Genomic DNA, 14,778 nt, shown 5'->3' with positions numbered 1-14,778 from the left:
TTGCAGGTAATTTGACACAGCAAAACGCCGCCAGCTTTTCAGCAGGCGGCGTTTTGTTTTCATCGAAGAGAGATACTCATCTGGAAAGCTTGTTAGGTTTGGCGATGACCTACTCTCCCACGCCTTAAGACGCAGTACCATCGGCGCAGTAGCACTTAACTGCCGGGTTCGGGATGGGACCGGGTGTTTTGCTTACGCTATGATCACCAAACCAAACAAACTTTCCAAATGTCCAAGTCAGTACAACTGATGTGTGTGTATGCTTTTGATTTTCGCAGTAGAGAGTTAAGTCACTCTGTTACTGGATCAAATCAAGCCTATCGAGCCATTAGTACCAGTCAACTGAACGTGTTACCACGCTTACATCTCTGGCCTATCGACGAGGTAGTCTACCTCGGCTCTCAGGGATACCTTGTTTTGAGGGGGGCTTCCCGCTTAGATGCCTTCAGCGGTTATCCTGTCCGATCATAGCTACTCTGCACTGCGGCTGGCGCCACAACAGATCCACCAGTGGATCGTTCACCCCGGTCCTCTCGTACTAGGGGCAACTCCTCTCAAGTATCCTACACCCACGGAAGATAGGGACCGAACTGTCTCACGACGTTCTAAACCCAGCTCACGTACCTCTTTAAACGGCGAACAGCCGTACCCTTGGGACCTGCTCCAGCCCCAGGATGAGATGAGCCGACATCGAGGTGCCAAACACTGCCGTCGATATGGACTCTTGGGCAGTATCAGCCTGTTATCCCCGGCGTACCTTTTATCCGTTGAGCGATGGCCCTTCCACTCGGGACCACCGGATCACTATGACCGACTTTCGTCTCTGCTCGACTTGTCAGTCTCGCAGTCAGGCTGGCTTCTGCCATTGCACTCAACGACCGATTTCCGACCGGTCTGAGCCAACCTTCGCGCGCCTCCGTTACGATTTAGGAGGCGACCGCCCCAGTCAAACTACCCACCACACAGGGTCCCGGATCCGGATAACGGACCGCGGTTAGACATCAAGCAGAACAAGGGTGGTATCTCAAGGGAGGCTCCACGCAAACTGGCGTTCACGCTTCAAAGCCCACCACCTATCCTGCACATGTTCGGCCTAATGCCAGTGTGAAGTTGTAGTAAAGGTGCACGGGGTCTTTCCGTCTAACCGCGGGTAACCGGCATCTTGACCGGTAATTCAATTTCGCTGAGTCTATGTTGGAGACAGCGGGGAAGTCGTTACGCCATTCGTGCAGGTCGGAACTTACCCGACAAGGAATTTCGCTACCTTAGGACCGTTATAGTTACGGCCGCCGTTTACCTGGGCTTCAATTCAGAGCTCTCACCCCTCCTTTTAACCTTCAGGCACCGGGCAGGCGTCAGACCCTATACGTCGTCTTACGACTTCGCAGAGCCCTGTGTTTTTAATAAACAGTCGCCACCCCCTGGTTTGTGCCCCCAGCCTCTAGTTGCCTAGAAACCGGGCCTCCTTCTCGCGAACTTACGGAGGTATTTTGCCGAGTTCCTTCAACATAGTTCTCTCAAGCGCCTTGGTATTCTCTACCTATCCACCTGTGTCGGTTTAGGGTACGATCTAGCGGTGAAGCTATTTCCAGGAACCTCTAAGCAGCCCATTCAATCCGATAAGGATGAACTACCCTCGAGATCCGTCACTTTCACCTGGCCCAGGAATATTAACCTGGTTCCCATCGACTACGCCTTTCGGCCTCGCCTTAGGGGTCGGCTTACCCTGCTCAGATTAGCTTTAAGCAGGAACCCTTGGATTTTCGGCGAGAGTGTCTCTCACACTCTTTGTCGCTACTCATGTCATCATTCTCACTAGTGATCTCTCCACGGGATCCCTCACAGGCCCGCTTCACAGAAAGCTCCTTGTGTCCAATCCCACCGAAGTGGGTAAAGACACATGGAACTATGTCACACTACGCTCTGCTACCATGCAATAAATGCATCCTAAGCTTCGGCTCATGGCTTGAGCCCCGTTACATCTTCGCCGCAGGACAACTTATTTAGACCAGTGAGCTGTTACGCTATCTTTAAAGGATGGCTGCTTCTAAGCCAACCTCCTGGTTGTTTTGGTCGTCCCACCTGCTTTCCCACTTAGCCATGAATTAGGGGCCTTAGCTGTAGGTCAGGGTTGTTTCCCTCTTCACGACGGACGTTAGCATTCGCCGTGTGTCTGCCGACTAGTACTCATCGGTATTCGGAGTTTGGTTAGGATCAGTAAGCCTGTGGGGCCCCATTACCCATCCAGTGCTCTACCCCCGATGGTATTCGGTCGACGCTCTACCTAAATAGATTTCGCAGAGAACCAGCTATCTCCGAGTTTGATTGGCCTTTCACCCCTAGGCACAGCTCATCCCGATCTTTTTCAACAGATGTGGGTTCGGTCCTCCAGTAAGTGTTACCTTACCTTCAACCTGGCCATGCCTAGATCACTCGGTTTCGGGTCTGATCCCTCAAACTCATTCGCCCTATTAAGACTCGCTTTCGCTGCGCCTACACCTAACGGCTTAAGCTTGCTTGAGAGACCAAGTCGATGACCCATTATACAAAAGGTACGCTGTCAGGCCGCAAGGGCCCTCCAACTGATTGTAGGCGTTCGGTTTCAGGTACTGTTTCACTCCCCTCGTCGGGGTGCTTTTCACCTTTCCCTCACGGTACTGGTTCACTATCGGTCAGTAAGGAGTACTTAGCCTTCGAAGGTGGTCCTCCGATCTTCAGACAGAATTTCACGTGTTCCGCCCTACTTAATACGTCCAATCATGCTTCTTATACGGGACTATCACCCACTCTGGTTGCGCATTCCAACGCATTCTAACCACACTCATGGCTCGGCTGGTCCCCGTTCGCTCGCCGCTACTAGGGGAGTATCATATTGATTTCCTTTCCTCCGGGTACTTAGATGTTTCAGTTCCCCGGGTTTGCTTTTCTAAACCTATATATTCAGTCTAGAAATACCTGGTTTACCTCATTATTAGCTGCACCCGAAGGCACAGTAATAACAAAATATCAGGTGGGTTGCCCCATTCAGAAATCCATGGATCAAAGCTTATTCTCAGCTCCCCATGGCTTATCGCAGAGTATCACGTCTTTCATCGCCTCTTACTGCCAAGGCATTCACCAAACGCCCTTTTCGCGCTTGATTTGATCCAGAAAGAGAAGGACTTAACGCCCCTCGTGGACAACAGAAGCTGGTAAGAAACTGTTTATCCCTGTTTCCAGATCAAAAGCATACATAACTGCCATAGAACCGTGCGGATCTATGACTATTTCGAGAGGCCTTACGACCTCTCCGGTTAGTGTACTTGACTTGGACAACACTGCTGCTTTCAGATGGCAAACAATTGGCAGACCGAGGAAACAGTCTATGCAAATGCTTGTGATAGGCCTAAACCTAACACACCAAACTGAGATCATTGCCACACTCGGCACGATCAAACAGTGTTGTTATTTGTATCTCTCTTTACGATGTTAATTCGTCCAATTGGACGGTTAAGAACTGTGTACAGTGCTTAACGATCTAATTGAGCTTGTATCTGAAGGCTTCATTACAGTTTAAGTGCTTGGTGGAGCCTAGGAGGATCGAACTCCTGACCTCCTGAATGCAAATCAGGCGCTCTCCCAGCTGAGCTAAGGCCCCATCACTTATCTTCTACATATGCAGAAGAATTCATGGTGGGTCGAGGAGGACTTGAACCTCCGACCTCACGCTTATCAGGCGTGCGCTCTAACCACCTGAGCTACCGACCCATACGAGCGGTAGCTCGTGTTCTGTTTCTGAAGAGATATGAGGACGGCTCGGTCCGAAGAACATCCGAAGATGTTCCAAATATGGACAGCTTTGTTTGCTGTCCTGCTAAGTGTTCCACGAGTAAAAGAACAAGTTCTAATGCTGCTAGGAACATCCTTAGAAAGGAGGTGATCCAGCCGCAGGTTCCCCTACGGCTACCTTGTTACGACTTCACCCCAGTCGCTGATCCTACCGTGGTCCGCTGCCTCCCTTACGGGTTGGCGCACGGCCGTCGGGTAGAACCAACTCCCATGGTGTGACGGGCGGTGTGTACAAGGCCCGGGAACGTATTCACCGCGTCATGCTGTTACGCGATTACTAGCGATTCCGACTTCATGGGGTCGAGTTGCAGACCCCAATCCGAACTGAGACATCTTTTGGGGATTAACCCATTGTAAATGCCATTGTAGCACGTGTGTAGCCCAACCCGTAAGGGCCATGAGGACTTGACGTCATCCACACCTTCCTCCCGCTTATCACGGGCAGTTTCTTTAGAGTGCCCAACTAAATGATGGCAACTAAAGATGTGGGTTGCGCTCGTTGCCGGACTTAACCGAACATCTCACGACACGAGCTGACGACAGCCATGCAGCACCTGTCACTGCGTCACCGAAGTGAACGCCCGATCTCTCGGGTTAGCACAGGATGTCAAGGGTTGGTAAGGTTCTGCGCGTTGCTTCGAATTAAACCACATGCTCCACCGCTTGTGCGGGCCCCCGTCAATTCCTTTGAGTTTTAATCTTGCGACCGTACTCCCCAGGCGGAATGCTTAATCCGTTAGGTGTGTCACCGAACAGTATACTGCCCGACGACTGGCATTCATCGTTTACGGTGTGGACTACCAGGGTATCTAATCCTGTTTGCTCCCCACACTTTCGTACCTCAGCGTCAGTATCGAGCCAGTGAGCCGCCTTCGCCACTGGTGTTCCTCCGAATATCTACGAATTTCACCTCTACACTCGGAATTCCACTCACCTCTCTCGAACTCAAGACCAGGAGTTTAAGAGGCAGTTCCAGGGTTGAGCCCTGGGATTTCACCCCTTACTTTCTGATCCGCCTACGTACGCTTTACGCCCAGTAATTCCGAACAACGCTAACCCCCTCCGTATTACCGCGGCTGCTGGCACGGAGTTAGCCGGGGTTTCTTTACTAGGTACTGTCATTATCATCCCTAGCGAAAGTGCTTTACGACCCTAAGGCCTTCATCACACACGCGGCATGGCTAGATCAGGCTTGCGCCCATTGTCTAAGATTCCCCACTGCTGCCTCCCGTAGGAGTCTGGGCCGTGTCTCAGTCCCAGTGTTGCTGATCATCCTCTAAAACCAGCTAAAGATCGTAGACTTGGTAGGCCATTACCCCACCAACTATCTAATCTTACGCGGGCCAATCCTTTACCGATAAATCTTTCCCCCGAAGGGCACATACGGTATTACTCTCAGTTTCCCGAGGCTATTCCGTAGTAAAGGGTATGTTCCCACGCGTTACTAACCCGTCCGCCGCTCGCCCCGAAGGGTGCGCTCGACTTGCGTGTGTTAGGCCTGCCGCCAGCGTTCGTTCTGAGCCAGGATCAAACTCTCAAGTTGAAATGATCTTACGATCATATCCTTGACGTCAAACCTCTGCACATCGTCCTGCACTACTTACTGAATAGTACAGGCGTTTTTCTCCGTTTGATGTACTAAAGATTACCAAAGTAATCGAAAGTCCGTCAAACAGTGAAGCTGACACTCTATCATCGGGCCTGAACCCTAAGAGCGCGATATACAGACGTTGATCCATCGAAATAGACCAAACCGCCCACATATCTCTTCAGATATTCTATTTTCAAATAACGTGGAGACAAAAACCCAACAGATGCGCAATTCTCACTGCGCGCCCGCCAGTCAATCTCTCCGAATTTCTATCTTCGCTTCCTTAACTCCGCGTCTCCGCTTCGTTCCGTCCGCTGCTCCGTGTCTGCTTGTCTGCGTCTCCGGTAAGGGGGGTTCTGGTGTTAGTTCCAGCAGGCCGCAACCCCTTTTTTCACCTTATTCCATTTTTTTGCCGATTTAAGGATTTTTCAGGTAATTCAATGTTTTAGATGCTTATGGTTGCGCCGACAGCCCGTTTTGCGCAGCTTTATTACCCGCCCCTTAGGTCAACCTCTGAATGCCGAAATCCATATCTGGTGTTATCCACAGGGTTACCCACAACCGGGCTCAGGAATCGGAGCAAATCACCATGTTCAGGCGACTCGTTTCGCCCTTTTTCGAATCTCTTTGACGACTCGCAGGGATAACAGCGCCAGAATCACGGCCATATATAGGATTGGTTCGATCTGAATGCCCTTCACGAGCCAGAGGTAGTGGATGCCGCCCAGCACAACGGCCAGATACGTAAGCTTATGTAGCTTGCGCCATGTCGCAGCCCCCATCTTGCGCACTGACAGATTGTTTGAGGTGATCGCCAGCGGCACTAGCGCTACGAATCCTGCCATCCCGATTGTGATGTAGGGACGTTTCCAAATGTCGGCCCACATTTGACTCCACAACAGACTCATATCCAATACAACCCAAACCGCGAGATGCAGCGCCACATATGTAAACGCTAACACACCAAATGTTCGGCGGAACTTGATCAGGTTAACCCCGAGGTACTCGCGCAGCGGCGTTACGCACAGCCCGATGATCAACAACTGCAAAGCGATCTGGCCCAACTCATGCTCCAACGCCTTGATTGGCTCACGACCAAGGCCGTTCGTCGCCCCCAGATAAAGGAGCCAAGGAACAGGTAATAGGTATAGTATATAGACGGCCCATGTCGGCACACGGCGTGCGGTGCTATTAATGCTATCGACGATGATACCCATGGTCATTCTCACTATATTCGTTTGCTTAGGCACCATACGCAAAAGGCCGGAGCGTTTAGTGCTCCGGCCTTTGGCGTATGTATGGTCTTAAATGTCTTTGCTAAGGTCCATTCCCGCATACAAACTCGATACCTCTTCATCGTATCCGTTCATCATCAGCGTGGGCACCCGCTTGGAGAAGAGGCCCCCTCCTATCATACGCTCTGACGCTTGGGACCAACGCGGATGATCAACCTCTGGGTTCACATTACTATAGAACCCGTATTCGCGCGGATTGGCTTTGTTCCAGCTGGTGGCCGGCTGCTTATCAGTAAGCGTCATGCGGACCACTGACTTGATAGATTTAAACCCGTATTTCCACGGTACAACCAGACGCAGGGGAGCACCATTCTGGTTAGGAATGTCTTTCCCGTAGATGCCTGTAGCCATAATCGACAGTGGGTGCATCGCTTCGTCCAATCGCAGGCCCTCGACATAGGGCCACTCCAGAACAGGGTATTTAACCCCTGGCATTTCGTCAGGGACCAGCGCCGTTTCGAAGGCAACATATTTAGCGGCGGACTGAACACCCGCCATCCCCAGCAGATCGGCCAACTCGAACCCATTCCATGGAACGACCATCGACCATGCCTCGACACATCGGAAGCGGTAGATCCGCTCCTCGATGGTCATCGCCTTCATGATGTCCTCAAATGCATAGGCTCCAGGCTTGTCGACCATACCGTCGATTGTGACGCTCCAAGGTTTGGTGGTCAGCGCGCCTGCATACTGCGCCGGATCATCCTTGCCGGTGCCGAATTCATAGTAGTTATTATACTGTGTTATGTCCTCATAACTGTTCGGCTCTAACGCATCGGTCGCGGCAAAGCTGCCAGTGGCCCCGATGGAGGCCAGTCCGAGGCCCGCAGCAGCACCCCCCATAAGTGAACGACGGTTCATAAACATCGCCTCGTCCGTAACGTGGCGATCTTTGAGCGTGTTTTTCCAGCGCATAGCCATGAGAAGTCTCCTATTTGTTACTATACAACTAGGGCCGCGGTACCAGAGCACCAAATCTTTTCCTGCAACATTTCAAGCTGAACACCCAAATGTCATAGCCCCTGAGCACACACATAAGGCAACATACCCAGCAATCGCGTTGCCTGCCTGCCGTCCGGATTCACGACATGGCCATTAACCAAACTGTGCAACAACTCAGATCAAGTGACACCTATGGCGACCGCTAAGCCAAATCGCGCGGAACACCTCCGGATCACGGCAAGGGTCATGGATGAAATGCCGCAGGTAAATTATACAATTGCGCGATAAACGGCCGTTTCTTCAGATACTTGGCCGCTAACCGCCGACACATGCGCGCCTAGTTCGATGCGTCTTATGATCAAGGAAATATAGCGCCTGATATTTGTGAACCATTCCCGCTCTGCAGCGTATTCTTTCCGATGCTAACAGACGCATTGATAACCCAATAAAGGATTACATCATGTTTCGTACAACAGTTCTCTCTTTGACCGCAGCCGCTGCACTTGCAACATCAGCATTTGCCGCCGGCCATGAAAAGAACATCGTAGACACAGCGGCAGCCGCTGGTGATTTCGGCACACTGCTCGCCGCTGCAGAAGCTGCCGGTCTGGTCGAAACACTGAACGGCGATGGACCCTTCACTGTATTCGCGCCCACAGACGCCGCGTTTGCTGCATTGCCAGAAGGTACAGTCGAGGATCTACTGAAGCCTGAGAACAAGGAGCTGCTTGCTTCTATCCTCACCTATCATGTGATTGCAGGCAAAGTGATGTCAACGGACCTCACCGATGATATGGAAGCGGCCACTGTCAACGGCGACACAGTAATGATCGACCTCGACAATGGCGTGATGGTAGACGACGCGACCGTAACAACCGCCGATATCGAAGCCACGAACGGCGTAATCCATGTCATCGACAAGGTGATTATGCCCGGTTCCTAATGCTCTCCTCAGAGACTTAGGCAATTATAAGCCCGCCGACATTTCCCGTCGGCGGGCTTTTTTTATTGCGATTCATGGACATACGTCCAACTAGAACCGCACTGGCTTGGCTTTCTGACGATTAACCGCAATTTGCCTAAATTTGTCCGCAGATCTGCCTGAATGTCCCAATATCTCATTCTAGTGAACCGGGTAGGACTGTAACCGCGCCCCGCCCACGCATCTGTAAAACTTTTATGAGGCTTGATTACATGGCAATTATTAATGAAGGCGTGGACGCATCCATAAGCGCCTATGCGACTGACAACTATAACCTTCTGGCAGATGACGTGTTCAACGGCGCCATCGGCGGTGGTGACACTCAGGACGGTGTCAATTTTCAGGGAATGACCATTGGTCAGGAGTATACTGTCACGGTGACAGTCGATGATGTTTCCAACACAACGGCGCTAACGCTGATCAACTCCTCTAACTTTCACTCAATCAATTATTATATCACCGATGGCGCTGCGGTTTCACCGCAGGCTGACACAGGTTGGGTTCGTGACTTTGTCGTTACTTCCCCACTGACCATCGACGGTAATACCTTCTCTTTCAACTTTACACCTTTGCAGCAAACGAGCCTCGCATTTCAGGTGATGGGTGATGGCACCCCCGAGAGTTACTCCGTTACCTACGCAGAAGCCGTAGTTGTGCCCCCAATCACGGAAGGAGCAGACAATTTCGTTGGAACAGCCTCCGATGACAATGTTTCCCTGCTAGGCGGCAACGACACCTTTGACGGTGGTGCCGGCAACGATACTGTCGACGGTGGCGCGGGTGATGACACCATGACAGGCGGCACGGGCGCAGATGTGTTCATCGCAGGTGCCAATGGCGGCGCGGATGTAATCACCGACTTTACCCTTGGCGAAGACCGCGTCGACCTCACTTCCTACGGGATCAATGCAATCGAGGATCTTGGCCTGACAGACACAGAGGCCGGCGTTGTGATCGATCTTGGCGATGGCAACCAGATCACTCTAGAAGGGATCACTGCCGCCGAACTGAACAATGACAGTTTCGTTCTGGTTAATAACGTATTTGAAGGCGACGCAAGCAACGACAAGGTAAACGGCAAGTCGGGTGTAGACATCCTGTCCGGTGGCGATGGCGACGACCAGCTTGACGGCAAAGACGGTAACGATATCCTCGACGGCGGCGCCGGCAAGGACAAGCTGTCAGGCGGCAATGGTGACGACACCCTCACAGGCGGAGACGACAATGACCTGCTCGAAGGTGGCGCTGGAAACGACAATCTCGTCGGCGGCAACAACAATGATCGCCTGCATGGCGGAGACGGCAACGACGCGATCACTGGCGATCTCGGCAATGACAAGCTCTACGGCGATGACGGTGATGACATTCTCAGCGGTGGCCTCGGCAGGGACGAGCTGACGGGCGGTAACGGCGCAGATGTCTTCGTCTTCGAAACAGGCTCCCATCGCGACACAATCACAGATTTCACCGATGGTGAGGATATGCTCGATTTCTCAGGCTACTTCGGCGTCGAGAGCATTGCAGATCTGTCGATTTCACAAAGTGGTGCGCATACGATCATTTCAGCCAGTGGCCCCGATTCCGTCACGCTTCTGAACACAGATATGGCTTTGCTGGATGAAACCGACTTTATCTTCTGATCCGCACGCGATCCGGTAAATGAAAAGGCCCGCATCACTGCGGGCCTTTTTTACGTCAATGAACGGTGGCCTCGTCGGGCTTGGGCTTGTTGCTAGGAGAAATCCGGTCACCGATGATCAAGCCGTCTGCACCCGCAGTCACTGGGATCGTATCCCCATCACTCACGTCCCCCGCCAATAGCATTTCTGCTAATGGGTTCTGAAGCGCCGCCTGAATCACGCGTTTCAGCGGTCTTGCCCCGAACACAGGGTCATAACCCTCATCGGCCAGCCACTTGCGCGCTCCATCATCCAGCGCCAACTCGATCTTTCGTGCAGCAAGCCGTTTAAGCAGCCGCCCCATCTGGATTTTCACAATTCCGTCCATGTCTTTGCGGTTGAGACGGTCAAAGATGATCGTCTCGTCCAGACGATTCAGGAACTCGGGGCGGAAATGTGCCCGAACAGCATCCATCACATCGCGCTTGGCGTCTGCCATATCGCTGCCATCGGGTGCCATGCTCAGCGCTTGGGCACCAAGGTTGGACGTGAGAATAATCAGAGTCTGCTTGAAATCCACCGTGCGCCCCTGACCGTCGGTCAGCACACCGTCGTCCAGTACCTGGAGCAGCACGTTGAACACATCAGGGTGCGCCTTCTCGACCTCGTCAAATAGCACAACCTGATAGGGCCTGCGCCGCACGGCCTCGGTCAGTACACCGCCCTCGTCATAACCCACATACCCCGGAGGGGCACCGATCAGCCGCGACACAGCGTGCTTTTCCATGAACTCCGACATGTCGATCCGCACCATCGCGCTGTCGTCGTCAAACATGAACTCCGCTACCGCCTTGGTCAGCTCGGTCTTACCCACACCTGTTGGTCCAAGAAACAGAAAGCTACCCAAAGGGCGATCCTCGTCGTTCAGACCCGCACGTGAGCGGCGGACCGCATTGGCCACCGCTTTTACAGCCAGATCCTGACCGATCACCCGCCCGTGCAGCTGCTCTTCCATTCGCAAGAGTTTGTCGCGCTCGCCCTCAAGCATCTTGCCCGCAGGGATACCTGTCCAGCGCTCGACGACGCTTGCGATCTGGTCCGGGCGCACGGCCTCTTCTACCATCATCCCGTCCTCGCGGCTTTCAGCCTCGACAAGCTGTCGTTCCAGATCAGGGATCACGCCATAGCTCAGCTCACCGGCTTTTGCCAGATTTCCGTCCCGCTTGGCGATGTCCAGATCGGCCCGCGCGCGATCCAGCTTTTCCTTGATGTCGCGGGCACCGGCCAGCTTGTCACGTTCTGCCTGCCATGCGGCTGTCATCGCATCGCTGCGCTCCTGCAAACCGGCAAGGTCCTTCTGAAGTGTTTCTAGGCGGTCTTTGCTAGCCTGGTCATCTTCTGCCTTCAGTGCTTCTTCTTCGATCTGGAGCTGCAAGATCTGGCGATCCAGCGCGTCCAGCTCTTCGGGTTTGCTGTCCACTTCCATCCGCAAACGGCTCGCTGCCTCGTCCATGAGGTCAATGGCTTTGTCCGGCAAGAAACGGTCGGTGATATAGCGGTGGCTCAGGGTTGCTGCCGCAACCAGTGCACTGTCAGAAATCCGCACGCCGTGGTGCAGTTCGTATTTCTCCTTGATGCCGCGCAGAATACTCACGGTATCCTCCACAGTCGGCTCCAGAACCATTACCGGCTGAAACCGCCGCGCAAGGGCCGCATCCTTCTCCACATACTTGCGGTATTCATCCAGCGTGGTCGCACCGATGCAATGCAACTCTCCACGTGCCAACGCGGGTTTGATCAGGTTGGCTGCGTCCATTGCGCCCTCACCCTTGCCCGCGCCCACCAATGTGTGCATCTCGTCGATGAACAGTATTACCTCGCCCGCCGCTTCTGTGACTTCGGTAAGAACCGCCTTCAGCCGCTCCTCGAACTCACCGCGATATTTCGCACCAGCAATCAACGCGCCCATGTCCAACGAGAGCAAGCGTTTATTGCGCAAACTTTCCGGAACATCTCCGTTTACGATCCGCAGGGCCAGACCCTCGGCGATCGCTGTTTTACCTACACCGGGCTCACCGATCAGGACGGGGTTGTTCTTGGTCCGGCGGGATAGCACCTGCATCGCACGGCGAATTTCCTCGTCGCGGCCGATGATCGGATCGATTTTGCCCTCTTCGGCCCGCTTCGTCAGGTCTTGGGCGTATTTCTTGAGCGCGTCATAGCCGTTCTCGGCGCTGGCACTGTCGGCTGTACGTCCCTTCCGGAGATCATTTATTGCAGTGTTGAGACCCTGCGCGGAGACCTTACCCGTTTCGAGTGCCGTCTTCGCGCTGGATTTCACCATACACAGTGCCATCAGAATACGTTCGACAGGTACAAAACTGTCGCCCGCCTTTTTGGCGAGCGCTTCAGCTTCTGCCAGAACGCGGCTCGTCGCACCGTCAAGATAAGTCTGCGCGGCATCGCCCGTCACTTTTGGCATTTTGCCAAGAGAAATATCGTTTGCCTGCTTTACAGCTTTGGCATCGCCACCCGAAGCTGTGATGAGGTTGCTCGCAAGCCCCTCTTCATCGTCCATCAATGCCTTTAGGATGTGCTCCGGCGACAACCGCTGGTGGCTTTCGCGGGTCGCAATCGTCTGGGCCGCCTGCACAAAGCCGCGCGACCGCTCCGTGAACTTGGTCAAGTCCATGGTATTCTCCTTTTCAAAAGCGTCCGCTGTAAACTGCACCCGCTTGGCGGCATGCAAAGAGTGCGGACCTTGCCTATCATATTTGGGATCGGCCCCTAGCCGATCAAGGACTCGGCGCACCGAAATTGAGCCGATCCCGCGACAATAGACGCGTGAATTCCCGATCTTTCACTCACGCGTTCGTGAGTTTCGCTAAAATAAGCGCTTTTACGCCCAATCTAACACTTTGCTTTATATGTACTTTTCAAAATATCGGGTTTTAATCCCGTTTGAGCCGAATCTATGGGGAAACTTTTTTCTTCGTTACCCGTTTAATTAATGAGCATAGTGTACATATTGCAACAACAAGCAATAAAGCTCCGAGCAAATATGAGAGCAAATGAGGTTGAGAACATGACTAACACGTTTATAGAATTGAACAATGTCGTTTACAATGCCGCAACGCAGTGCTTCGAGGCGCTTGTGACTGTCGAAACTGACACCACAACCAAAACTTATCCTTGTGCAATAGAGGCACCTATGTCGATGAGCTTTGAACAGGCAGCCTTGGGTCTTCAAGAGCAGGCAGTACGCCGCAGCAAGAAGGCTACGGGCATGTATTCCCAGATGCGTCACCACGTTGCACCGGCACGTGCGGGTCGCCCCCGTTTCGATGCACGAACATGGCTCGCAAATCTCGGGTTTGGCTCGTTTAACGAAGCTGCCTAAAAGCGCTGAACAGAATTTTTGTTTTTGCGCCGGCTTCAGCCCTTTTCCGTGCAACTGTCCCCGCACGAGGGGTGCCGCGCAAATCCACAGACGCATGCCTGCCTGCACTGTCTGTGATTACTGGCCCGGTCCGCATATGCGCGATCGGGCTTTTTTTATATACAATCCCTGCTCTATCGCCTAAGCCAAAGGCCGTTTTACCCTACCCTGATGGAGCTTGATTGATGCCCGATGACCGCCTGATTGTTGCCCTTGATGTGCCAAACGCCGTTTCAGGGCTGGCCTTGGCAAACCGCCTCGGAGAGGCAGTGAATTTCTATAAGATCGGCTTGGGCATGTTGACGGGCGGCGGTCTGGGCCTCGCCAACGAGCTCAAGCAGGAACATGGCAAGCGCATCTTTCTGGACATGAAACTGTTTGACATCGGCGCCACAGTCGAGGCTGCAGTGCGGGGTCTTGCCCGCTTTGATCTCGATTTCCTGACGGTTCACGGCGACCCACATGTGGTGCGCGCCGCCAAAGAAGGCGCCGCGGGCACCGACCTGAAAATCCTTGCCGTGACCATTCTTACCTCTCTTGACCGTGCGGATCTGGATGCGGGACTGATCCGCGATGGCGACCTGCCCGAAATTGTCGTGGCCCGTGCGTTGCATGCGTTTGAGGCAGGCGCAGACGGCGTGATTGCCTCTCCCCAAGAGGCCGCTTTAATCCGCGCCCTTCCGCAGGCTTCACAAAAGCTGATCGTGACGCCAGGTGTGCGCCCAGCCGGCACCGCCATGGGCGATCAAAAACGTGTATTAACCCCGAGCCAAGCCATTGAAAGCGGGGCTGATCATATCGTTGTAGGCAGACCAATCTGGCGCGCAGAAGATCCCGCACAGGCAGCCCGCGATGTATTGGCGGAGATCACCACTCAGGCGTGATCAACCTATCCGTGTGCTATTTTAAACACATGGTGCATTTTAGATCAAAAGATCACACCCGTTCGCCTATGTGCAAAATAGAAACAATGCTACCTTAAGTATGGTGATACTCCCCGACGGGCCGGTTCTTCCTAATGCCCGTCACCTCCCCTCGCTGAGAACAGCGGGGGGTTTTTCGCATCCGCCACTACATAAAGT

7 protein-coding genes, 2 tRNA genes and 3 rRNA genes are annotated in these 14,778 nt (G+C 53.3%); 4 read left to right on the top strand and 8 right to left on the bottom strand.

Features of this window, described 5'->3' with window-relative positions; translation table 11 throughout:
• Window positions 1-96: 96 nt before the first annotated feature.
• The 7 genes from rrf to msrP form a co-directional block, all read right to left on the bottom strand.
• Window positions 97-211: ribosomal RNA gene (gene rrf, locus C8N30_RS09705) — 5S ribosomal RNA — on the bottom strand.
• Between the two features lie 96 nt (window positions 212-307).
• Window positions 308-3,142, bottom strand: a 23S ribosomal RNA gene (locus tag C8N30_RS09700).
• A gap of 419 nt (window positions 3,143-3,561) precedes the next feature.
• Window positions 3,562-3,637 (bottom strand) — tRNA-Ala (locus C8N30_RS09695).
• A gap of 33 nt (window positions 3,638-3,670) precedes the next feature.
• A tRNA-Ile gene (locus C8N30_RS09690) sits at window positions 3,671-3,747 on the bottom strand.
• Window positions 3,748-3,908: 161 nt separating this feature from the next.
• Window positions 3,909-5,371, bottom strand: a 16S ribosomal RNA gene (locus C8N30_RS09685).
• The 16S, 23S and 5S rRNA genes sit together here with 2 tRNA genes alongside, the layout of an rRNA operon.
• 641 nt (window positions 5,372-6,012) lie before the next feature.
• Window positions 6,013-6,636: a protein-methionine-sulfoxide reductase heme-binding subunit MsrQ gene (gene msrQ / locus C8N30_RS09680; RefSeq protein WP_198021486.1), complete on the bottom strand. Its 624-nt coding sequence runs from the start codon at window positions 6,634-6,636 to the stop codon at window positions 6,013-6,015.
• A gap of 87 nt (window positions 6,637-6,723) precedes the next feature.
• The gene (gene msrP / locus C8N30_RS09675; RefSeq protein WP_025064307.1) at window positions 6,724-7,635 is read right to left on the bottom strand and encodes a protein-methionine-sulfoxide reductase catalytic subunit MsrP; all 912 of its coding nucleotides are present in this window, start codon (window positions 7,633-7,635) and stop codon (window positions 6,724-6,726) included.
• Between the two features lie 481 nt (window positions 7,636-8,116).
• On the opposite strand from msrP, the gene C8N30_RS09670 reads away from it, so the two are divergent.
• Window positions 8,117-8,599, top strand: a complete 483-nt coding sequence (locus C8N30_RS09670; RefSeq protein WP_025064306.1) for a fasciclin domain-containing protein — start codon at window positions 8,117-8,119, stop codon at window positions 8,597-8,599.
• Window positions 8,600-8,850: 251 nt separating this feature from the next.
• On the top strand, window positions 8,851-10,278 hold the full coding sequence (locus C8N30_RS09665; RefSeq protein ID WP_025064305.1) for a calcium-binding protein: 1,428 nt from the start codon (window positions 8,851-8,853) through the stop codon (window positions 10,276-10,278).
• Window positions 10,279-10,333: 55 nt separating this feature from the next.
• Here the strand turns inward: C8N30_RS09665 and clpB are convergent, their stop codons facing one another.
• Entirely contained in the window at window positions 10,334-12,949 is a 2,616-nt protein-coding gene (clpB, locus tag C8N30_RS09660) for an ATP-dependent chaperone ClpB (protein ID WP_025064304.1), read from the bottom strand.
• Between the two features lie 393 nt (window positions 12,950-13,342).
• Between clpB and C8N30_RS09655 the strand changes: the two genes are divergently transcribed.
• Both C8N30_RS09655 and pyrF read left to right on the top strand, forming a co-directional pair.
• The gene (locus C8N30_RS09655; protein ID WP_025064303.1) at window positions 13,343-13,657 is read left to right on the top strand and encodes a hypothetical protein; all 315 of its coding nucleotides are present in this window, start codon (window positions 13,343-13,345) and stop codon (window positions 13,655-13,657) included.
• 224 nt (window positions 13,658-13,881) lie between these two features.
• Window positions 13,882-14,580: an orotidine-5'-phosphate decarboxylase gene (gene pyrF, locus C8N30_RS09650; RefSeq protein ID WP_025064302.1), complete on the top strand. Its 699-nt coding sequence runs from the start codon at window positions 13,882-13,884 to the stop codon at window positions 14,578-14,580.
• Window positions 14,581-14,778 lie beyond the last annotated feature (198 nt).

Origin of the sequence: Sulfitobacter guttiformis (assembly GCF_003610455.1) — a bacterium.
In the GTDB taxonomy this organism is placed as follows: domain Bacteria; phylum Pseudomonadota; class Alphaproteobacteria; order Rhodobacterales; family Rhodobacteraceae; genus Sulfitobacter; species Sulfitobacter guttiformis.
This window is presented reverse-complemented; position numbering and strand designations above follow the sequence as displayed.